15 protein-coding genes are annotated in these 22,802 nt (G+C 68.2%); all 15 read left to right on the forward strand.

The window, feature by feature from the left end; genetic code table 11:
- Nucleotides 1-10 precede the first annotated feature (10 nt).
- The gene (locus ACPXY0_RS01935) at nt 11-1,504 is read left to right on the forward strand and encodes an APC family permease (RefSeq protein ID WP_423927955.1); all 1,494 of its coding nucleotides are present in this window, start codon (nt 11-13) and stop codon (nt 1,502-1,504) included.
- A gap of 43 nt (nt 1,505-1,547) precedes the next feature.
- Nucleotides 1,548-2,945 carry an aldo/keto reductase gene (locus ACPXY0_RS01940; RefSeq protein WP_423927957.1) on the forward strand — a complete coding sequence of 466 codons (1,398 nt, stop codon included), beginning with the start codon at nt 1,548-1,550 and terminating at the stop codon, nt 2,943-2,945.
- Between the two features lie 183 nt (nt 2,946-3,128).
- Nucleotides 3,129-4,352 carry an alpha-hydroxy acid oxidase gene (locus ACPXY0_RS01945; RefSeq protein ID WP_423927959.1) on the forward strand — a complete coding sequence of 408 codons (1,224 nt, stop codon included), beginning with the start codon at nt 3,129-3,131 and terminating at the stop codon, nt 4,350-4,352.
- Between the two features lie 156 nt (nt 4,353-4,508).
- Nucleotides 4,509-5,618 carry a hypothetical protein gene (locus tag ACPXY0_RS01950; protein WP_423927961.1) on the forward strand — a complete coding sequence of 370 codons (1,110 nt, stop codon included), beginning with the start codon at nt 4,509-4,511 and terminating at the stop codon, nt 5,616-5,618.
- Between the two features lie 235 nt (nt 5,619-5,853).
- The gene (locus tag ACPXY0_RS01955; protein ID WP_423930541.1) at nt 5,854-8,376 is read left to right on the forward strand and encodes a DUF1592 domain-containing protein; all 2,523 of its coding nucleotides are present in this window, start codon (nt 5,854-5,856) and stop codon (nt 8,374-8,376) included.
- Between the two features lie 46 nt (nt 8,377-8,422).
- Nucleotides 8,423-9,859 carry a DUF1552 domain-containing protein gene (locus ACPXY0_RS01960; protein WP_423927963.1) on the forward strand — a complete coding sequence of 479 codons (1,437 nt, stop codon included), beginning with the start codon at nt 8,423-8,425 and terminating at the stop codon, nt 9,857-9,859.
- A gap of 2 nt (nt 9,860-9,861) precedes the next feature.
- Nucleotides 9,862-11,898, forward strand: a complete 2,037-nt coding sequence (locus ACPXY0_RS01965) for an ankyrin repeat domain-containing protein (RefSeq protein ID WP_423927965.1) — start codon at nt 9,862-9,864, stop codon at nt 11,896-11,898.
- 59 nt (nt 11,899-11,957) lie between these two features.
- Nucleotides 11,958-12,266 (forward strand): GYD domain-containing protein, encoded by a 309-nt coding sequence (locus ACPXY0_RS01970; protein ID WP_423927967.1) that lies wholly within the window; start codon nt 11,958-11,960, stop codon nt 12,264-12,266.
- A 436-nt stretch (nt 12,267-12,702) separates the two neighbouring features.
- On the forward strand, nt 12,703-13,623 hold the full coding sequence (locus tag ACPXY0_RS01975) for a hypothetical protein (RefSeq protein WP_423927969.1): 921 nt from the start codon (nt 12,703-12,705) through the stop codon (nt 13,621-13,623).
- The gene (locus tag ACPXY0_RS01980) at nt 13,620-14,609 is read left to right on the forward strand and encodes a hypothetical protein (protein ID WP_423927971.1); all 990 of its coding nucleotides are present in this window, start codon (nt 13,620-13,622) and stop codon (nt 14,607-14,609) included. Before ACPXY0_RS01975 ends, ACPXY0_RS01980 begins: the two co-directional genes overlap by 4 nt.
- 35 nt (nt 14,610-14,644) lie before the next feature.
- Nucleotides 14,645-15,697 carry a DNA methylase gene (locus tag ACPXY0_RS01985; protein ID WP_423927973.1) on the forward strand — a complete coding sequence of 351 codons (1,053 nt, stop codon included), beginning with the start codon at nt 14,645-14,647 and terminating at the stop codon, nt 15,695-15,697.
- A gap of 130 nt (nt 15,698-15,827) precedes the next feature.
- On the forward strand, nt 15,828-18,482 hold the full coding sequence (locus tag ACPXY0_RS01990; RefSeq protein WP_423927975.1) for a CehA/McbA family metallohydrolase: 2,655 nt from the start codon (nt 15,828-15,830) through the stop codon (nt 18,480-18,482).
- A gap of 22 nt (nt 18,483-18,504) precedes the next feature.
- Complete coding sequence (locus tag ACPXY0_RS01995) at nt 18,505-20,103, forward strand: acyl--CoA ligase family protein (protein WP_423927977.1); 1,599 nt, start codon at nt 18,505-18,507, stop codon at nt 20,101-20,103.
- Nucleotides 20,104-20,508: 405 nt separating this feature from the next.
- Entirely contained in the window at nt 20,509-20,961 is a 453-nt protein-coding gene (locus ACPXY0_RS02000) for a hypothetical protein (RefSeq protein ID WP_423927979.1), read from the forward strand.
- 378 nt (nt 20,962-21,339) lie between these two features.
- The gene (locus ACPXY0_RS02005; RefSeq protein ID WP_423927981.1) at nt 21,340-22,800 is read left to right on the forward strand and encodes a M56 family metallopeptidase; all 1,461 of its coding nucleotides are present in this window, start codon (nt 21,340-21,342) and stop codon (nt 22,798-22,800) included.
- Nucleotides 22,801-22,802 lie beyond the last annotated feature (2 nt).

A 22,802-nucleotide genomic window follows, 5' to 3' on the forward strand; every position in this document is an offset into this window, starting at 1 on the left:
CAACGGAGGCGTGCCGGCCTCCGCCGGGGAGCGGACGGGCCTCGTCCGGCAGCTCGGCATGTGGGGGCTCGCGGCCACGGGCATCTGCTCGATGCTGGGCGCCGGGATCAACGTCGTCCCGGTCATGATCCAGCGGAACGTGCCCGGGATCGGCGAACATGTGCTCGCGGCGTTCGCGTTCGGCGCCCTCCCGGCGGTCCTCGCGGCGCTCGCCTACGCGGTCCTCGCCTCGGCGATGCCGCGGGCCGGCGGCAGCTATGTGTACGCGAGCCGGGCGCTCGGTCCCTACTGGGGCTTCGTGGCGAGCTTCTCGCAGTGGTTCGGCCTCTCGATCGTGATCGGGGTCGTCGCCTATCTCGTCATCCCCTTCCTGCGGGACATCGCGGGCGCCCTGGGCATGGACGGCGTCGGCGCCGCCCTCGAGACCGGGGCGGTCCGGGTGGGGCTGTCGCTCGCTCTCCTTTGGGCGTTCGTGTGGGTGAACCTGCGCGGCCTGAAGGCCTATGAACGCACCGTCGTGCCGCTCATGATCGTCATGTTCGCCCTCGGCGCGATCGTCATCGTGGCGGGATTCTCGTTCAATCAGGACGACTTCGCGGCGGCGCTCCTCGCGCGAGAGGGCGCCGGCGTGCCGGTCGCCACACCTCCGCCGCTCGGCCCGGTCGGCTTTCTCGCCGCCACCGGCCTTCTCTTCGCCAGCTTCGTCGGCTTCGACGCGATCGCGCAGGCGGGCGGAGAGGCGCGGAACCCGCACCGCGCGCTCCCCCTCGCCATCGTCCTCGCGGTGCTGATCGTGGGCTCGTACTACCTGCTCTTCACGGCGGCGGTCTATCACACCGTTCCGTGGGAGTTCGTGTGGACGCGCGCACAGGATCAGGATCTGACCGCGCCGGGGCTCCTCGGCTACGTGCTTCCCGCGGGCTGGACAGTGGCCATCGTGGCCGGGGCCGCGATCGCCCTCATCAACGACCTGCCGGCCATGCTGCTCTCCGTCTCGCGCCTCGTATTCGCTTGGGCCGAGGACGGGATCTTCCCGTCGGGCCTCGCCCGCGTGCACCCGAAATCGCGCACGCCGCATGCCGCGATCCTCCTCTCCGCCGGACTCGCTTCCATCGCGATCCTCGGCTCGCACTTTGCGGGGGACTTTTTCCTGGGCGTCGACATCATGGTCACGTCGATGCTCGTCAACTTCATCCTCATGTGCATTTCCGTGCTCGCGCTGCCGCGGCGGAACCCCGAGATCGCAGCGAACTTCCGCGTCCTGAGCGGCGCGACCCTGCGAACGTGCGTGTGTCTGACCGGGATCGCGCTTCTCGGGACGCTTCTCGTGACGCACACCTGGAAGGACCTCACCGCCGATGTGGCGGCCTGGTACTTCCGTTCGACCCCGCTTTGGATCGGCGTCATGGTGCTGGGATCGCTCATTTACGTCCGGAAGATGAGGACGCTGCGGGCCTCGGGGGTGGACGTGGACCACTTGTTCCGCGAGTTGCCTCCTGAGTAGGGCGGAACGCCAAGAACTGGCCCCCGGTCTCGAGATCGCGAGGGTGCTGACGGGGATGTGGCAGATCGCGGATCTGGAGCGAGAGGGTCCGATCGATGTCGACGCCGCGTCCGCTGCCATGGACGCGTACGCAGAGGCCGGGTTCACGACCTTCGACATGGCGGACCACTACGGCTCCGCCGAAGACATCGCCGGGGTCTGCGCCACGCGCCGACCCGGAGACCTCCAGCTCCTCACCAAATGGACCCCCGAGCCGGGGGCGCACACGCGGGCCACCGTGCGCGAGGCCGTGGGGCGGTCGCTCGACCGGCTGCGCGCCGACGCGATCGACCTCCTCCAGTTCCACGCCTGGCGCTACCCCGACCCGAGCTGGCTCGTCTGCCTGTTCGCCCTCCAGGAACTGAAGGATGAGGGGCTGATCCGGCACCTCGGGCTCACCAACTTCGACGCCGTCCATCTGGACATGGTGCTGAACACGGGGATCGAGGTCGTCTCGAACCAGGTCTCCTTCTCCCTCCTCGACGGGCGGGCGGCGGGCGCCATGACGGAGGTGTGTCGGAAGCACGGCGTCCACCTCCTCGCCTATGGGACGCTGGCAGGCGGGCTCCTGACCGAACGCTGGCTGGGGGCCGAGGACCCGGGTCTGGAGGGCCTGAAGACGTGGTCCGAGATGAAGTACAGGCGCTTCGTCGAGGCGGCGGGCGGCTGGGACCGGCTGCAGGCGCTCCTGGCCGCGATCCGATCGGTGGCGGAGAAGCACGGGGTGTCGATGGCGAACGTCGCGGCGCGCGCCGTCCTCGACCGTCCCGCCGTGGCGGGCGTCATCATCGGGGCCCGGCTGGGGCGGAGCGAACACATCGCCGACAACCGCCGCCTCGCCTCGCTACGACTCGACGCCGAGGACCGGGGACGACTCGCGGCGGCCAGCGGCGCGCTCGAACCTATCCCCGGCGACTGCGGCGACGAGTACCGCCGGCCGCCCTATCTGACCGCGGCGGGCGACCTCAGTCACCACCTCGGAGAGTCGCCGTCGCCGTACCCGGTGCGGGCCGGTGTCGGCGGGCGCATGCGGGCGGATTCCGGCACGGTGTGGGAGGAGGCCGCGGGGTTCAGCCGCGCGGTGCGCATCGGCGAGCACATCGCGGTTTCCGGGACGACGGCCACGCACGGGGACCGCCTCATCGGCGGCGACGACCCCGCCGCCCAGACGCACTTCGTCATCGACAAGATCGAGGGTGCGATCGAGGCGCTGGGGGGGGCGCTCGAAGACGTGTACCGGACGCGGATCTTCATCCCCGACCTGGCGGACTGGGAACCCGTCGCGCGCGCGCACGGCCAGCGGTTCGGCGCCATCCGCCCGGCCAACACGCTGGTCCAGGCGGGCCTCATCGGCTCCGGATACCTCGTCGAGATCGAGGCCGAGGCGCGCGTCGGATCGTAGCACGATCCGGGTTCAGGCGTTCCCGCGGGAACGTTTCCAGACTCTCCCGCCCCGTTTCACGTCTTCCTCAAGCGGTCGGACGTTCCCGCGGGAACGTCTCGGGGGGCTGCGCGGGCTTGCCGGACCCCGTCCCCTCTCGTACCGGTTCACGGCACCGATCACGCCGCAGGTCGCGGAGGCCTCATGCTGAAGACGCTGCGCTCCGTCGTTCGCTTCAGAAAGTTCGAGTTCAACCCCGTCGTACGCCGGCTCAGCCGCTGCGCGAGCGTCGAGGACCTGCGCGAACTCGCCCGCCGCCGCCTCCCGCGCGGCGTGTTCGGCTACATCGACGGAGCGGCCGAGGACGAGCGAACGCAGGTCCGCAACTGCGAGGCGTTCCACCGGATCGAGTTCCGGCCCCGGGTGCTGCGGGATGTGACGAACATGGATCCCGGCGTGACCGTCCTCGGTCGGCGCCACCCGCTACCGCTGATTCTCGCCCCCACCGGGTTCAGCCGCATCGCGGATTCGCAGGGCGAACTCGCGGTGGCCCGAGCCGCCGAGCGCGCGGGGATCACGTACAGCTTGTCCACCCTCGGCACCCGCTCGATCGAGGAGGTGGCCGCGGTCAACTCCGGGCCCAAGTGGTTTCAGGTCTACGTGTGGAAGGACCGGGGGCTCGTCGCGGAACTCGTGCGGCGCGCCGCCGCGGCCGGCTACGAGGCGCTCCTCCTCACGGTCGATGTCGCGGTGCTGGGGCGGCGCGAGCGCGATGTCCGGCTCGGCTTCACCCTCCCCCCGCAGCTCGGCCTCGACACCTTCGTGGACGGGATCCGGAAACCCGGCTGGACGTGGGACTTCCTCACCTCCGAGCCGATCGTCTTCTCGAGCGCGGTGAGCCGCGACGCGCAGGGCGGAGCAGGGGGCGTCGACGCCATGGGGCTCGCCCAGTACGTGAACGAGCAGTTCGATCCGAAGCTCGCCTGGGACGACGTGGACTGGCTGCGCTCCATATGGGACGGGCCGATCGTCATCAAGGGGATCCAGACGGTCGAGGACGCGGTGCTCGCCGCCGACGCCGGCGCGGAGGGGATCGTGATCTCGAACCACGGCGGACGGCAACTCGATGACGCGCCTCCGACGCTGGAACTGCTGCAGCCTGTTGCCGACGCGGTGGGGGACCGGCTCGACGTCCTCATCGACGGCGGGGTCCGGCGCGGGAGCGACATCGCCAAGGCCGTGGCGCTCGGCGCGAAGGCCTGCCTGGCGGGCCGCGCCTACTTCTACGCGCTGGGCGCGGGCGGGGAGCGCGGCGTGGACCTCGTCCTCAAGTGGTTCGACGACGGATTCCGGCGCACGATGGCCCTCCTCGGCGCCCGCACGGTGTCCGAAATCACCCCCGACATGGTGCGCTGGCGCGACCGCTGAACCCCGCCTGTCCGGAACGGCAAGGGAGGGCTCAAGAAAGTGATTTGCAAAGTGCCTCGAAGTCGTTGGCAGGTTCCGTCGCCCCGACTGCATCCGGACAGCATCATCAGACGCATTCAACCAGGGCTGACATTGACCTCGTTGTTGGCGGTCGTGATGACCGGTTGCGACTCGCCCGGATCCGCTGCTTGTGAAATCACGGACCCCGATGGTCGGGCTGTAACAAACACGAGCTTCGGGGAGTGGCCTGCGGAACTCTCCTGGCGTGAGGTCTGGCGTGTCGGAGGCGCCAATGAAGCCGAACAATTGGTCTTGCCGGCTGACGTCGCCGTAGGTCCCAACGGATCGGTCGCCATCGCGGACTGGGGCCTGGCCGAAGTTATCGTGCTCGACCGCGATGGAGAGTGGCAGGGGGCGGTCATGACTCGCGGCGAAGGCCCCGGTGAGGTCCAGGCACCAGCCGCAGTGACCTGGGTGGATGCCAACACTCTCCTCGTCCTGGACCTCGGTGCATTCCGGCTGACTGCACTGGACCTTGCTTCTCGTTCGGCCAGCGTCACCGCGGTCGATCCGGCATTTCTGTCCCCGGTGTTCGCATCTGGTGAGGTCAGGTTCGTGGCGCTGCAACCGGACCAGACGGTGTGGCTGGAATTCCCCGGCCCGATCGAGGATGGTTGGGAGGAGCGGTCCTTCGTCCGTTGGTCTCCTGGAAAAGCGGTGAACGATACGGTCATGCGGTCCCGTGCCAGAGTGCTTGAGGGTGTGACACTGCCCGCATGGCCGCGGCCGCTTCTCGGCGTCGGTGCGGAGACCTGGGTCGTCTCCGAACCCGATGGGCGTTACGAATTGACGGTCTTCGACCGGAATGGCGCGATTCTCGTTCGGTTCTGCTATACGGGGGAGGCGCTCCCGCTCTCGCCTGCCGAGCGCGGGGAGGACGCTGATGAAGAAATGCCCGACGCGTGGCGGCGCGCCGTCCGCGAACTCGATGAGCCCCGGGAACCGGCGATCATCTCCCGAATCGTCGTCGACGCGGACGGGCGGATCTGGGTTCAGCGAGACCGCCCGTCGCCTGGTGCGGGCGACACGCACGGGGCTCCGGGAGCCATGTATGACGTATTCCTTCAGTCCGGGCATTTTCTCGGCTCGATCCGCCTGCCGGACGATCAGCGATTGCTGGAAGCGAGAGGGCGCAGGGTATGGACGCTCCACGCCGGCAGCTTTGACGAATTCTCAATCGTGGCACTCGAGATTGAGGGATTCTGAGGTCGTCGCGATCGAAGGCATATGGTGCCCCGCGATGGCCCTTCTCGGGGCCCGCACGGTGTCCGAAATCACCCCCGACATGGTGCGTTGGCGCGACCGCTGAAGCCACGTCCCGATACCCCTCCCCGACACCCGGCTCCTAGCCGGCTCCGAGCCTTGCGAGACAACGCGATTGGGGCTTAGCCTGTTACGCGGATACATCCTCTTAAGGAACGGCCCGAAAGAACGGCCCGTGATGCCTGGAAACGAAGCGTACGCCAAGGTGGCGTCCCGCATGCTCGGTGCGGCATTCGCGGTGGCCCTCGCGACTCCGGCGGGTCTCCCCGCGCAGGCCGCCGCGTCGGCCTCCGTCACGGCCGCCTCGGGCTCGGCGGTGGCCCTCGCGTGGGCCGCGGACCGCCCCGGCGTAGGCTCGGCGGCAGACTTCCGCCATGTCCCCGTCGCGCCGGTCGCCCCGGGTCCGAACGACATCGTCCAGGGCGTCTGCACCAACTGCCACAACAGTCGCCGGCTGGCGGGGAACCTCACCCTCGAGTCCTTCGATGTCGACGCCGCGGACACGGAGGCCGAGACCGCGGAGAAGATGATCCGCAAGCTGCGCGCCGGCATGATGCCGCCGCCCGGCGTGCGCCGTCCCCCGGAAGACGAACTGCTCGAACTCGTCGAGACGCTCGAGGACATCGTGGACCGCGCCGCGGTGCTGGACCCGAATCCAGGCGGACGGACCTTCCAGCGGCTCAACCGGCCCGAGTACGAGCGGGCGATCCGCGACCTGCTGGGGCTCGAGGTCGACGCCGGGAAGTGGCTCCCCAACGACCAGATGAGCGCCAACTTCGACAACATCGCCGATGTGCAGGCGCTCTCCCCGACGCTGCTGGACGCCTATCTGAACGCGGCGGCGGAGATCAGCCGCATGGCGGTCGGGGACCGCGAGGCTCCGGCGGTCAACACGACGTACAAGAACTCGCAGTACGTCTCCCAGCACCCGTGGGACCACGTCGAGGGGGCCCCCTTCGGCACGCGCGGCGGGATGGTCGTGGAGCACGCCTTCCCGGCCGACGGCGAGTACACCTTCGCGCTCGTCTTCACCTCCGGCGCGAACTCCCGCATGGAGGACGTCGACATCTCGGTCGACGGCGAGCGCGTCGCGCTCCTCCACTACACGCGGCGCGGCGGCGGGGCGGATGACCGCGGTTTCACGCCCGTCGGGACGGAGCCGATCTTCGTCCGGGCCGGACAGCACCGCGTCTCCGCGGCCTTCGTCAAGCGCCAGGAGGGACCGTACGAGGACCTGATTCGGCCGCACGCATGGTCCAACGCCGGCGGCGGTTCGGGCGGCGGCGGGGTCACGACGCTGCCGCACCTCCAGGACCTCATCATCGGCGGGCCGTACAATCCGACCGGCGTGTCGGAGTCGCCGGTCCGCCAGCGCATCTTCACCTGCCGTCCCACCTCGCTCGAAGAGGAGCGGCCGTGCGCCCGCGGCATCCTGACCGACATCGCGCGCCACGCCTACCGCCGACCGCTCGAACCGAGCGAGGTCGACGGCCTGATGACGTTCTACGGGATGGGCGTCGAGCAGGGCGGGTTCGAGATCGGCGTGCGGTTGGCCCTCGAGGCGATCCTCGCGAGCCCCTTCTTCGTGCTGCGGCTGGAGCGCGAGCCCGAGGGCGTCGCGAGCGGAGAAGCGTACGCGCTGGAGGACATCGACCTGGCCTCACGACTCTCGTTCTTCCTCTGGGGCCTTCCGCCGGACGACGAACTGCGGGCCGCGGCCGTGGAGGGACGGCTGTCGGATGCCGGCGAACTGGAGCGGCAGGCGCGCCGCATGCTGGACGACCCCCGCTCCGAGGCCCTGAGTTCGCGCTTCGTGTCGCAGTGGCTGCGGCTGCAGGACCTCTACAAGGTCCGTCCCGACCCCAACTTCTTCCCGAACTTCGACGAAAACCTCGCGAACGCGATGAAGCGGGAGACCGAACTCCTGTTCCAGAGCCTGATCCGCGAGGACCGGAGCCTGCTCGATTTCTTCCGGGCCGACTACACCTTCGTCAACGAGCGCCTGGCTCATCACTACGGGTTCGAGGGCGTGGCGGGACGCGACTTCCAGCGCGTGACCTACCCGGGTGACGAGCGCGTCGGGATCCTGGGCCACGGCAGCGTCCTCGTCCTGACCTCGCTCGCGAACCGGACCTCTCCGGTACTCCGCGGGAAGTGGGTCATGGAGGTCCTCCTCGGCACGCCGCCGCCGCCGCCCCCGCCGGGGGTGCCGGATCTGGATGAGACGGAGGATTCCAAGGACGGCCGCCTGCTCACGACGCGCGAGCGGATGGAGATGCACCGGGCGAGTCCGGCCTGCCGATCGTGCCACCGCTTCATGGACCCGATCGGCCTCGCGCTGGACAACTTCGACGTGACCGGGAAGTGGCGCCTGCGCGAGAACGGGATGCCCCTCGACACGCGCGGCGATTTCTACGACGGGACGCCGGTGCAGACGCCGCCCGAACTGGTCGACGCGCTCCTCACGCGCCCGCTGCCGCTGCTCCGGAACTTCACGGAGAACCTGGCCGCCTACGCGCTCGGCCGGCGAGTCGAGTACTACGACCAACCGTGGATCCGGTCGATCGTGCGGGAGGCGGAAGAGGAAGACTACAGGCTGTCGTCGCTGATCCTGGGCGTCGTGAACGGCGACGCGTTCAGGATGAAGCGGGCCGCGCCCCTGACCACGGTAGACGAAGAGGTTTCCGAAGACCGCCGCTGAACGGCCCCAGGGCCGGGCGGCGATCCGACGCTCCGAGAGGGAGAACATGGAATTCATTACCGGACAGCACCTGCCGCGCAGGACCTTCGTTCGGGGTGTCGGGGCGACGATGGCCCTGCCGTTCCTCGACGCGATGGTTCCCGCGGGACGTCTCTGGGGATCGACGAGCGCGAAGAGTCTCGCGGAGGGGAAGGGGACCCGGTTCATCGCGATCGAGGAGGTGCATGGTCTCGCCGGCTGCAACCGGGAGCACGGGGCGCCGAAGTTCCTCTTCGCGCCCGAGAAGGCGGGACGCGAGTTCGAGATCATCGATGAGAGCGCGCTCGCCGCGCTGCGTCCGTACCGCGAGCACCTGACGATAGTCAGCAACACGGATGTGCGGAACGCGGAGGCGTTCACGGCGCCCGAGATCGGCGGAGACCACTTCCGTTCGAGCGCGGTGTTCCTCACGCAGTCCCACCCGAAGCAGACGCAGGGGTCCGATATCTTCTGCGGGACCTCGATGGACCAGATCTACGCGCAGCGCTTCGGCCAGGACACGCCGATGCCGTCGATGCAGTTCTGCATAGAGAACCTCGATCAGGCGGGCGGCTGCACGTACAACTACTCGTGCGCGTACACCGACTCGCTGAGCTGGGCTTCGCCGACGGAGCCGCTGCCCATGATCCGCGATCCGCGGGTCGCCTTCGACCTCCTGTTCGGCGCGGGCGGGAGCGAGGCGGAGCGCGCGTCGCGGCGCGCCACGCGGCGCAGCATCCTCGACTGGATTTCGGGCGAGATCTCCTCGGTGCAGCGGTCCCTCGGCCAGGAGGACTCGCGCCGCATGGACCAGTACCTCACGAACGTGCGCGAGCTGGAGCGGCGCATTCAGATGGTCGAGTCACGCAACTCGAGCGGTGAGGAGCGCTCACTGCCCGAGGCGCCGGCCGGCGTGCCGGATTCGTTCACCGAGCACATGCGGATGCTGTTCGACATCCAGGTGCTCGCGCTCGAGACGGACATGACGCGGGTGATCTCCTTCAAGACGGGGCGCGACGCGCAAAACCGCGTCTTCTCCGACAGCGAGTCCGACCGGCCCTTCCACCCGGCCTCACACCACGGGAACCGGGAGGAGGCGGTGCTGGAGTTCAACAAGATCAACCAGTTCCGCGTGGGTCAGCTGCCGTATCTGATCGACAAGCTGAAGAACACCATGCACGGGGAGTCGAGCCTGCTCGACCAGAGCGTGGTCCTGTGGGGTTCGCCGATGGCGGACGCGAACCTGCACAACCACCGGCGGGCGCCGCTCTTCCTGCTCGGGCACGGCAACGGAATGCTCGAGGGCAACCTGCACATCAAGGCGCCCGACGAGACGCCGATGGCGAACGCGATGCTGTCGATCCTGCACGACCTCGGCGTGGACGACATGGATTCGTTCGGCGACAGTACGGGTCCCATGTCGCTCAACCACGCCGACCCGGTCACGGCGGACGCGGGGAGTTGACCGTGCGCGCGGCGACGCTCCGATCCGGGTTCGCGGTCCTCTGCACGGCGCTCCTCGTCTCGGCGGGGGCGCCGCACGATGCGCCCGCGGGTTCGCCCCCTGAATCGCCCCATGAATCGCCCGTCGCCGACGCGGCGATGCGCGGCGATGTCGCCACGGTGCGCGAGTTGCTGCAGCAGGGACTCGACGTCAACGCGGCGCAGGGCGACGGGATGACGGCGTTGCACTGGGCAGCCGACCGCGGCGACGCCGAGCTGGCGGACATGCTCGTCTACGCTGGCGCCGATGTGAGGGCGGTCACGCGAATCGGGCAGTACACGCCGCTCCACCTCGCCGCGAGGCGGGGTTCGCCGGCGATCCTGGGCAGCCTGATCGCGGCGGGATCCGACGTGACGGCCCTGACCGGGAACAGCGGCGCCACGGCGCTACACCTGGCCGCGGCGGGCGGGAACCCCGAGGCGATCGCCGTGCTGCTCGACGCGGGTGCGGATCCCGACGCTCAGGAGGCCGAATGGGGCCAGACCCCGCTCACCTTCGCGGCCGCCGGTAACCGGGCCGACGCGATCCGGGTGCTGCTGGAGAGGGGCGCGGACCCCGACATCACCTCGCGGGTGGTCGACCTGCTGGAGCAGGAGAAGCTGGACCGCCTCGCGCGGCAGCGTGAGACGGAGGTGCTCGAAGTCTTCGTCGGAGAGGGCGACGAGGCGCGCGCACCCACGCCCGGCGAGTTGCAGGCCGCCGTGCGTGCGGGACGCGAGGTGTACGCCGAGGGCCTCCCGGAGGAAGAGGAGGAGGAGGAGGAAGAGGACGAGAGCGACTTCAGCCGTCTCTTCCTGCCCCCGGTCGAGAAGGTCGGTGGCCTGACTCCGCTGCTGCATGCGGTGCGTCAGGGGTACGTGGAATCGACCGTGGCCCTCCTGGACGGCGGGGCGGACATCGACCGCGCGAGCACGTCGGACGGCACGAGCGCGCTCGTCATGGCCGCGATCAACGGCCAGTTCGACCTCGTGCTGCTCCTCATCGAGTGGGGCGCGGACCCGAACATTGCCGCCGAAGTCAACGGGGTGTCGCCGCTGTGGGCCGTGATCAACGCGCGCTGGCAGCCGCGCACGCGCTTCCCGCAGCCGCAGGAGCGCTCGCTCCAGCGCGCGAACTACCTGGAAGTGGCGCGGGCGCTGCTCGAGGCCGGCGCGGATCCCGACCACCGGATCACCCGCCACCCGTGGTACATGGTGTACACGGGCTGCGGCAACCGGAACTGCGGACTCGTCGACACCGACGGCGCCACCGCCTTCTGGCGCGCGGCGTACGCGACGGACGTCGACGCGATGAAGCTCCTCGTCGAGTACGGCGCGGATCCGAACATCCCGACCAAGGCGCCCCCCCGGCGCCAGCGTCTGTCCCCGGACGAGTTCCTGCGCCAGCAGGCGCTGAACGCGCTGCGCGACTCCTCCTACGCGGAACTGCCCGAGGCGGACCGGCTGACGCTGCTCCAGGACATCCGGGAGCAGTTGCCCGAAGAGGAGCAGGGGCAGTTCCCCGATGAGGACCTCGAGAACATCAGCGAAGATGTCCGGACGGCGCTAATCCAGGCCGCGGAGGCGGCGGACCAGGCCCGCGCGAACGCGCCGGACGCCTCGGGGCTCCCGGCGGTGCCCCCGGGCGGACCGGGCGTCATGCCGCTGCACGCCGCCTCCGGCGTGGGCTACGGCGAAGGGTTCGCCGGAAACGCGCACCGACACACGCCCGATGGCTGGATGCCGGCCGTGAAGTACCTCATCGAGGAACTGGGGGCCGAGATCGACGCCCGCGACCACGGCGGTTACACCGCGCTCCACAACGCGGCGTCGCGGGGCGACGACGAGATGATCCTCTATCTCGTGGAGATGGGCGGCGACGTCACGGTCGTCAGCCGCCGCGGCCAGACCACCGCCGACATGGCGAACGGTCCGGTGCAGCGCGTTTCGCCCTTCCCGGAGACGGTCGCGCTCCTCGAGAGCCTGGGCTCGCACAACAACAACAACTGCCTGACCTGCTGACCGCAGAGAGCCTGCCAACCAGACCAACACCACACCGACACGGAGAACTGGCCAGGTACATGTTCCGGACGAGCTACACGCGGTCCGGTCTGAAGGGCCTGATCGCCGAGGGTGGCACCGGGCGCCGCGAGGCGCTGCGGCAGACCGTGGAGAGCGTGGGCGGCTCGCTGGAAGGCTTCTACTACGCGTTCGGGGAAAACGACCTCTATCTGATCACGGATCTCCCCGACGAGACCGCCGCTCTGTCGCTCTCGCTGAACATCGCCGCGGCGGGGGCCCTCACCGTCTCCGTGACGGTGCTGATCGACCCCGAGACCGTGGACGAGGCCGTCGCCCAGGGCGTCTCCTACCGTCTGCCGGGAGCCTGACCGGCTCCTCGCCCGCGCGATGCCTCCGTTCAGACTGGCGCCACGCGGTCTGCGGTAGCGGAGAGCGGTCGATCTCCCGCCGGGAGTTGACGCAGCGCCACGCACGGGCGTCGTTCCAAGCTCGATTGACGTGGCGTTGATGCTGGGGAACACTGTACGGTCATGAACTACGCCATCCGTTCCCGGAGCTTCTGCGATCGTCGAACGCGTCAATGAACGATGGACCGAGTCGTACGCCAACCAACACACGTTCCGGGGTACGACAGATCGCCGGCGCGATCTCACGCTGGATCCAGAGAATCCTCGCCTGTTCGAGCTCGGTCGCCATCCGTCCGATGAACTAATCATCGCCCATCTGCACACCGAAGCGGACCTGGGAGAGATCCTTCAATCGGTTGCGGCGAACGGCTATCTTGACATTGAGCCGCTCATCGTCATGGTAGAGGGTCCGCCACACTTTGTCCTGGAGGGCAACCGCCGCCTTGCGGCGATTCGGCTCTTCACGGACCACTCGCTCGCAGCACGCATCCGCGAGCGCACCGGGACGGCAATCAAGGTCCCGGACATGCCTCCACAATACCGGGCCACGCTTGACACGGCTTCCGCGTTCTGCGTCCCGGATCGTGATGCGGCGCGGTCATTCATCGGCTTCAAGCACATCAACGGAGCGCACCGGTGGGATGCCTTCGCCAAGGCGCGATTCGCCACCAAGTGGCATCGTGAAGGCAACGTTCCGCTTGAGGAAATCGCACGGAGTATCGGAGACCGGCACGACACGATCAAACGGATGGTCCACGCCATCTACATCTTGGAACAGGCGGAGTCGGCTGGCGTATTCAGCGTCGACGATCGAAACACCACCCGGTTCAGCTTCTCACACCTGTACACCGCTCTAGCCCGCGCCACATACCGCCGGTTCTTTGGTCTGGTAGATGCGTGGACTCGATACGAACCAAAGACCGAACCGATCCCTCCCGATAAGGTGGACGAACTGGGCGAAGTCCTTCGGTGGATATACGGATCGAAGGAGGATGACGTCCAACCCGTTGTTCAGTCGCAGAACCCACACCTGAAGATGCTCGGGGATGTCGTGGTCAACGACGAGTCACTGTTGATCCTCCGCGAGACGGGATCGTTGGAACAGGCCGCAGCTAGCCTTGAGCCAGTTGGGGCGAAGTTCAAGTCCGCACTCGTACGGGCCCGAGACGAACTCCGTCAGGCACTGGCTAAGCTTCGAGGCTTCGATGTTCGAGACACGGTCTTGTTGGATGTCGCCAAGGACAACCTCGAAGCCGCTGAGACGATTCACGAGCGGATGATCGCTAAGGTTCGTGCTGCTAGGCGGCACGACGAATGACGACCGGGATAGATCTTCCGCTCGATTGTCTTGGCGACAATGATGTGATGGCGGATTACCTTGAGTTGACAGCTGCCCTGTCAGAGGACGGGCGATCCTCGGTGGCCGACATCGTGAACGCTGCAGACATTGAGGCCGAATCCGAGTACGAAAGTGTCAGTGACGAGATACAGGGTCACGAGGCGGTTGCCGACGCCGCGCTACGCAGGATTGTAACGCGGGTCCGCGCCCTGGGTGCGGCCTACCCGTTCGAGCTTGATCCGCGCGGCGGAATCCTGTCCCTCAATGCGGACACGCTAGACCTTCCCAAGACAGCGTACCTGCTGTCGTTGCTGCTCGCGAATTTCCGATCCGTGTCTCCGCTGTTGCAAGACTATCCGCGATATCCGTCGGAAGAGGAGCAGATGAGCCTGCGAAGGCAGTTTCAGTATTTTGCGACCGCAGCCGTTGCCGGTGAAATCGGTGGTTCGGCGTGGTCGTTCGGATTCCCGCGGCCCGACGGATCCGGATTCGTGGCGAAGCTGGAGGACATTTGGTTGCGAGTTAAAGATGGCGTCGTGGGGGCGGACGGGTCGGCGCCGAGGAACCCGAAGGATGACGGAATCGACGTCGTCGCGTGGCGGGAAACGTCTGATGGATTGCCGGGATTCTTGTTCGTAGCGGCACAAGTGGCGACTGGTAAGGATTGGAAGTCGAAATCGATTAGGAGCAGCGTAAATAACGTGTTCAAGCGTCGCTGGTTCACGAGGGAACCGGTCACGGAGATGGTCGTGTACCATGTGATTCCCTTCGCGTTGGCGGACGAGGGGTTCCGTGACGACGTGCTGGTCGTCGGTAACCTGCTGCACCGACTGCGAGTGCCTAGACGGGTGGCGGAGGCTGAGAAACTGGTGGAGCTGGGCAGAATAGATGTGGAGGCGTTCGGCAAGTTGGACGAGACGAGGACTTGGATTCAGACTTTCATCGAGGAGGCTCGAGCGGCGTGAGGCACCGGTTTCATGCAATCTGCCCGTATTTTGCCATGTTTCCAGAGACCTTCGTGGCGGAACAGCTGGCGGTCACGTCGTTCGATGGAGTGGTGTTCGACCCGTTCTGCGGTCGCGGCACGACCGTGTTCGAGAGCTTACTCCGCGACCGAGACGCGGCCGGATGCGATGTGCACCCAGTAGCCGCGTGCGTGGCGGGCGCCAAGGCCGATGCGCCATCCCGAAAGGAAGTAACCGCGCGATTGTCGGAGTTGGAAGAGGAGAGCGCCGGATTCGAGGCACCCGCGATGCACGGGGCCACGGCCGAATTCTTCGAGTTGTGTTTCCATCCTAGTACGTACGCCGAGGTCGTATTCCTGCGCGAGCACCTTGATTGGCGGGGTGACCGGACGGACCGTTTCATCGCGGCCCTTTCTCTGGGCAGTCTGCACGGAGAGTCGCATCGGACCCCCAACTGTTTCAGCAACCGGATGCCGCGTACGATCAGCACGAAGCCCCGCTATTCGGTGCGTTGGTGGCGAAAAAATGAGCTGACGCCGCCCCGAAGGGACGTTTTTGAAATCCTCCGGCGCATGGCGGAGTACAGGTTCGAGTCGCGTCCGCCACGACGGCGAGGGAGGGTGCGCTTGGCGGATGCGCGGGAGGCCGGGGCACGCTTTCCGAGTCTTCGGGGGACCGTGACGGACGTCATCACGTCGCCCCCGTACCTGGATACGACGAATTATCGCGAAGATCAGTGGCTGCGACTCTGGTTTCTCGGCGGAGAGGCCACCGACCGGCTGCCCCCGCACGACGGACGCCACTACAGCGCCGACAAGTACAAGGACTTCCTGACCGAAGCATGGGCCGGTGTCGCTCCGCTGTTGGCCGCCGAGGCGAGAATCGTCGTCCGGATGGGAGGACGCCGGCTCACAAAGGAGGCGGCGCGCGTCACCCTCCTCGAATCCCTGCGGGACGGGCTTCCTCGTTCGGTGTCGCTCGTGGATGAGGGTGCATCTTCCCGGGTGAGGGGAACGCAGGCGAACGCGTTTCGCGGCGACAAACCCTCGGATACGTTGGAGCACGATTTCCGTTTCGACGTCGTCTGACGCGACAGGGCCGCCGGTCGGTGCCATAGCGCAAGACTGCGGCACACGGCGCCGGCCGCGTTGCGCGGCGCGGTTGGCGCGGGGCAAGTTGGGGGCTCCGTTCACCGATCCTCCGAGCCTGCGAGCTGCCATGCGTATCGGCCCCGCTCCCGTCCTCCTTTTCTCTTTCCTGTCCGCCGGGCTCGCGCTGGCCTGCGCGCCCGGTGACGGCGCGCCCGGGGTCACCGGCGAACCCGGTCCGCTGGAGTCGTCTTCGGCCCGGCCCGTGACGCCCGTCCTCGCCGAGGAGCCGCCGCCCGAGTTCGGCGGTTATCCCGGCGTGCGGCACGGCGGCAACTACATGCACAACTACTACCTGCCGCCGGCGCCCGGGACGACGCCCTGGTTCCCGTCCTGGTCGCCCGACGGGTCCTCCATCGCGGTGGGGATGGCCGGTTCCGTCTGGGAAGTGGACGTGGAGACCGGCGACGCCACGGAACTCACCCGCGGGAGCACGTATCATTCGTCCCCCTCCTATTCCCCCGACGGCCGCTGGGTCGTGTACACGGCGGACCACGGCGGGGAGCGGATCCAGCTCGAGATGCTGGACACGGAGACTGGCGAGACGCGGACCCTGACGGACGACGGCTTCGTGTACGCCGATCCCGTGTTCTCTCCGGACGGCGGACGCCTCGCCTACGTGTCGAGCGCGCCCAACGGCTTCTTCAACGTCTACATCCGGGCGATCGCGGACGGCGACTGGGCGGGACCGGAGGTCGCGGTCACGAGCGACAACGACTACGGCGCCAACCGGCTCTATTTCGGGCCGATGGACATGCACCTGTCGCCCGCGTGGATGCCGGATGGGGAGGAACTCCTCCTTGTCTCCAACCGCGACGTCCCGCTGGGTTCGGGGAACGTGATCCGGGTGCCGGCGCGCGCGGGCGGGATCCGGGAGGCGACGACGGTGCTGCGCGAGCAGACCCTCTACCGCACCCGGCCGGACGTGTCGCACGATGGGCGCCGCTTCGTCTACTCGTCGACGGCCGGGGCCGCGGACCAGTTCAACAACCTCTACGTGCAGCCGACCGAGGGGGGCGAACCGTACAAGCTCACCTTCTTCGAGCACGACGCGTTCCACCCGCGCTGGTCCCCCGACGGCGAGTCGATCGCCTATATCACGAACGAGGACGGACTGCCGCAACTCGAGTTGATCGAGACCTACGGCGGCCGGCGGCGGCGGATCGACATCGGCGCGCGCGCGTACGCCGGGCCGACGGGCACGCTCTCGGTCACGGTGCGCACGGACGCCACCGGACGAGATCCGGTGCCGGCCCGCGTGACGCTGCTCGGCGGGGACGGGAAGTACCACGCGCCCGCCGACGAGTACGCGCGCATCGGCCAGCGCGGGGGCTATCCGGCCTTCCACACCGATGGAACGTTCACGGTCGCGCTCCCGCCGGGCGAAGCGGACCTCACGGTCGTGAAGGGCTTCGAGATCGAGCCGCAGCGCATGAAGGTGGCGATCGAGGCGGGAGAGACGGTGGATCTGGCCGTCACGCTGCACCGGTTCGCGGATCTCTCGGCGGACGGCTGGCACAACGGCTCGACGCACGTCCACATGAACTACGCCGGGAATCTCCACAACACGCTCGAGAACCTGATGTTCATGTCCGAGGCGGAGGACCAGGACATCGTGAACGAGCAGGTGGCGAACAAGGACAACCGGATCCTGGACCACCAGTTCTTCGTGCCCGGAGGCGGGGCGCACCCGGTGTCGACGGAGGATCTCGTCGTGGTGGTGGGGCAGGAGTACCGGCCGCCGTTCTACGGCCACGTGTTCATGCTCGGGCTGCGCGACCACCTCATCTCGCCGTTCACGACGGGGTACGAGGGGACGGCGATCGAGAGCCTCTATCCGTCGAACACGGACATGATGCGGATGGCGCAGGCGCAGGGGGCGGCGACCGGGTACGTCCACCCCTACTTCGGGGACATGGACCCGCTCACGGTCGGGCTCATGGGCGGGAAGGGGTTCATGGTCGACGCCGTGCTGGGGACGAGCGACGCGCTCGAGTGGTCCTCCGCGGAACGGGCGGGCTTCTTCCCGATCTACGCACTGTGGAGCAACGACGTGCGCGTCTGCGCCACGGGGGGAGAGGACTCGATCAGCAACCTGCAGGCGACCCCGCTCCTGGGTGCGATGCGGACCTACGTGCGCACGCCGGATGGACGGCGGACGGCGGAAGGCTGGTACGACGGCCTGCGGGGCGCGGCCGCGTTCGTGACCAACGGGCCGCTGGTCGAACTCACGGTGGAGGGCGAGATCCCGGGTTCGGTGGTGGATCTCGGCGCGGACGCGACGAGCGTGCAGGTCGAGGCGAGCGTGCGGTCCGTGGTGCCGCTCACGCGGGTGTGGCTGGTGCGTGACGGTCAGGACGCCCTCGACCTCGAACTTTCGGACGACCGCAAGTCGGCCTCGTTCTCGGGGGAGGTGGACATCGACGGCAGCGGCTGGATCCACCTGCGGGCCGAGGGCGAGCCGGCGGAGCGGTTCCCGCTCGACGCCGCCTATCCGCAGGGGTTCACGAATCCGGTCTGGTTCACCGTGGGCGGCGAGTTGATCCGCGACGCCGCGGGCGCGAAGTACGGGCTCGACTGGATCGACGAACTCGAGCGGCAGGCGAGGCAGTGGCCGGGCTGGCGGTCGCAGACAGAGCAGGACCACGTGTACGGGCAGTTCGAGGAAGCGCGCGAGGTGTACCGGCGGCTGCTCTCCGAAGCCTCCGCGGCCGGCGGCGACTGAGCGGCGTCGCGCGGGACCGCCCGTGAGTGAGAGGAGCCCGGACCGGACCGAACTCACGCCGCTCGAGTTCCTGCGGCGGAGCGCGTTCGTGTACCCCGACAAGACCGCGGTCGTGCACGGCGACCGGAGCTACTCCTACCGGGAGTTCGAGCTTCGCGTCCGGCGGCTGGCCGCGGGGTTGCTCGGCGCCGGGCTCCAGCCGGGCGACCGGGTCGCGTTCCTGTCGCCGAACACCCCGCCCCTGCTGGAGGCGCATTACGGGGTCCCGGCCTCGGGCGGCGTGCTGGTCGCGATCAACACGCGGCTCGCCGCGGCCGAGATCGCCTACATCCTGGAGCATAGCGGCGCGCGATACCTGTTCGTGGACCGGGCGCTCGCGGGACTCATCGACGAGGACGCGCTCGCGGGCGACGGCGTGTCGCCGGTGCGGATCGACGATACCGGCGCCCCGGAAGACCCCTACGAGGCGTTTCTCGGCTCGGCTGTCGGCTCGGCGGAGCCGCCCCCGCTCGCGGCCGGCCCGGCGGACGAGGAAGACCATATCTCGATGAACTACACCTCGGGGACGACGGGCCGCCCCAAGGGCGTCGTGTATACGCATCGCGGCGCGTATCTGAACGCGCTCGGCGAGTTGATCGAGATGGAGATGACGTCCGGCGCCGTCTATCTGTGGACGCTCCCGATGTTCCACTGCAACGGCTGGTGCTTCACCTGGGCGGTGACCGCCGTGGCGGGCACGCACGTGTGCCTGAGGGACGTCGACCCCGGCCGCATCTGGGCGCTGATCGAGTCGGAGGGCGTCACGCATTACTGTGGGGCTCCAACGGTCCAGATCATGCTCGTGAACCACCCTTCCGCCGGGCGGCTCGACCATCCGGTGCGGACGATGATCGCGGGGGCACCCCCCTCACCCACGCTGCTGGAGCAGTTGCGGGCGCTCAACTTCGAGCCGATCCACGCCTACGGTCTCACCGAGACGTACGGCCCCACGGCGACCTGCGTCTGGCACGCGGACTGGGACGACCGGCCACCCGAGGAACAGGCCCGGCTGCTCGCGCGCCAGGGCCAGGGCTTCGTCACCTCCGACATGATGAGAGTGGTGGACGAGGAGGGCCGCGACGTGCCGCGCGACGCCGCGACCATGGGCGAGGTCGTGATGCGCGGGAACATCGTCATGAAGGGCTACTTCGCGCAGCCCGAGGCGACCGCCGAGGCGTTCCGCGGCGGCTGGTTCCACTCCGGCGACCTCGCCGTGTGGCACCCCGACGGCTACGTCGAACTCCGGGACCGGGCCAAGGACATCATCATCTCCGGCGGCGAGAACATCTCGACCATCGAAGTCGAGCAGACCGTCGCCCGCCACCCGGCCGTGCTGGAATGCGCCGTCATCGCCATCCCGCACGACGAATGGGGTGAGCGGCCCAAGGCGTTCGTCACGCTGAAGCCGGGAGCCGACGCCACGGAGCGGGAGATCATCGACTTCTGCCGCGACCGGATCGCCCGCTTCAAGTGCCCCGACGCGATCGCGTTCGGCGACCTCCCCAAGACCTCCACCGGCAAAGTCCAGAAGTACATCCTCCGCGACCGCGAGTGGACCGGCCGCGAGAAGCGCATCAACTGACTAAAGGCGGCCGATAAACCGCAGGAGCCCGAGATGAACAGAAAACCAGCCGCGGGCGCTCTTGCTCTGGTGGCGGTATCGGCAGGCATCGCATACGGCCAGCCTCCCACCGAGGTGCGGGCCGAACCAGCGCAAGACGCGCCGCTGTGGGTCGGGGTCATGCGCGTAGGGGGGCTCGTTCCGGTCGCGCGCTACGGTCCCGGGCAGCCCGCGGGTGATGGGTGGGATGAACCCTGGCCCGAGCTATTTGGACTCGAAGACCTCCGGTTCGATCGCGACACGGGCACGCCCCGCCTACTCCCTCGGTCTTGGATGCGGCTTCCGGGAGCCGGCGGGAGCCGTGGTGGCGACCTGCCTGAGCGCTACGACTGGAGACGGACAAGAACGGCGCCGGATCGTTGGGTCGTGTATGCGGCTGGAGAGAATGCCACCATCGTCGATGCGGCCTCTCTGTCGCTTCTGCAGGTGCAATGTTCCACGGGTTGGGCGCTTGATCTCGAGGAGACTCCCGAGGTGGCAACGCTGTTCCGCCTGGCTGAAGAAGACCGCTGGCGTCCCGGACGTCGCTGGCCTCTCATCGGCGCGGCGTTCTCGCGGCCCGCCGATGCGGTCATGGACGAAACGGAAGTCCCGGGGCTCGACGAGATCCGCCGAGCACTGAACCTGGTCGATTCGCCGGGGAGTGAGCGGGGTGGCAAAGGTAGTCGTCGCCACGAATGGCTCGGATTCTACCGCTTCGGCGGCCTTCTGGTAGGCGTGGCGTATTGGGTCGCCTACGAAGGCGAAGGGTATACGGTGATCGAGATCGAAGGTGATCGCGGCCGGATTGTCGCCCATGTCCACGGCGGCGGCTGCTGAGCGGGCCTCCCTCCGACCATCCCTCCCGCAACCTTTCGGTACTCGCGGGACCCCAACCGGCCGATGGCACCGACCGATGGCGGAGGGCACAGGAGACGTTCCCGCGGGAACGTCTCCGCGGTCACGCGAGTGGGCCGGCCGCGAGAAGCGCATCAACTGACGCGCGCCTGACCGGACGCAACCCTTCGGTCTCCCGCTGCATCCACTTGACAATTACGACACCATGTCGCACTGTACGACAGCGTGTCGTTGTTCCCGGCACGGGAGATGACTTTCGATGACGATACCGAAGCTCGCAAACGCCTCGCAGCTGGTGGAGGAGCGGACACTCTCCGCGTCCGACATCGAACGCCTTCGGCAGTTACCGGAGGAGAACTGATGGAGCTGATCCTCCAGATTGCCGGCAGCAAGCTCGCCGTCTCCGTCGTCCTCGGTGGTGCGGTTTGGCTGCTGCAGCGCAATCAGGACCGACCGCGCCTGTCCCACGCGCTCTGTCTCACGCTGCTCGCGGCGCTGCTCGTTCCGCCGCTCATCTCGATCCCGGTATTGCAGCCGACCCTCCCGCCTCCGGGCCCCGCCGGCGTGGTCGGGTTCGGCGAACTCCGATCGGTCACCCTCACCGGAGCCCCGGGCGGGGGCTGGTTCACCGGCTATGCAGGGTCGGGACTCGTGCTCGCATGGGTGCTCGGCGCCGTCGCGGTGCTCCTATCGACCCTCGTCCGGGCACGGCGCTTCCGGCGCTCCCTGATGGCGGTCTCTCGCGGAGCCTCACCCGATCTGCGGCGGATGGCGCGCGAGGTCGCGCGCACCCTCGGCCTCGCGAAGGTGCCGGAAATCCACACGACGGACGCACTGGTCTCCCCCATGGCGTACTGGAGCGGTGGGGCCACCCACGTCCTCATTCCTTCCGCCCTTCTGGAGACCATGCCGCAGGCCGAACTGCGCTGGATTCTGGCGCACGAACTGGCCCACATCCGCCGCCGCGACCACCTGGTTCGGTGGCTGGAGTGGCTGGCGTGCACCGCCTTCTGGTGGAACCCGGTGGCCTGGTGGGCGCGGCGTCGGCTCAGAGCCGCGGGAGAGCTCTGCTGCGACGCGCTGGTCGTGAACGCCTTCAACTGCGCGCCACGCGACTACGCCCGCGCACTCGTTCGCGCGATCGACCTGGTGTGTACGGAGCGGACGCCTCGCCCGCCCGCCTTCGCAAGCGCCGCCGACAGCGGTCGGCGCACCCAGTTTCTCGAGAGGAGAATTCGAATGATCATCACGAACAATCCACCCTCGACCCTTCCGCGCGGACTCCGTACTCCGCTGCGCTGTGGGCTCGTCGCCCTTCTGGCCGTCGGGCTCGTCTACTGTGGGGAGCGGACCTTGCCGACCGCGGCCGAAGCCCCCTCGCCCGCCCTGTCGCTCGACGCTCCGCTCAACGCCGAACTGGAGCTCATCGCGGTGCCACGCGGGGACGGCCTCTCGGCAGCCCGTCGAGTGGAGGAGAGCGACGAGGCGTTCGTACTTCGCGCTGAGAGTGTGAGCTGGGTCTACTCCGTCGAAGATGCTGGCCCCGCGGAGGGCCCGCGCGGGGTGGTCGTCCTGGACTACGACGATCTGGTTCCTCTGAGCCAGAATGAGGCGTTGTGGGCCGCAATCGCCCAACTGCCCGAGGGCACCGACGACTCGAAGTTCCTCGTCGCTCGGCAGACGGGGGACGGAGGCTGGACCTTTCTCGACAGAATCCCCGAAGCTTCCATCTCCAGGTTCCATATCATGACGTTCGGACAGCAGCAGCCCGAAGTGGGAATAGAGCCCGCCGGCAGGACGCCCGCCCCGCAACGGAGATAGTT

Source organism: Candidatus Palauibacter sp., from assembly GCF_965237495.1.
In the GTDB taxonomy this organism is placed as follows: domain Bacteria; phylum Gemmatimonadota; class Gemmatimonadetes; order Palauibacterales; family Palauibacteraceae; genus Palauibacter.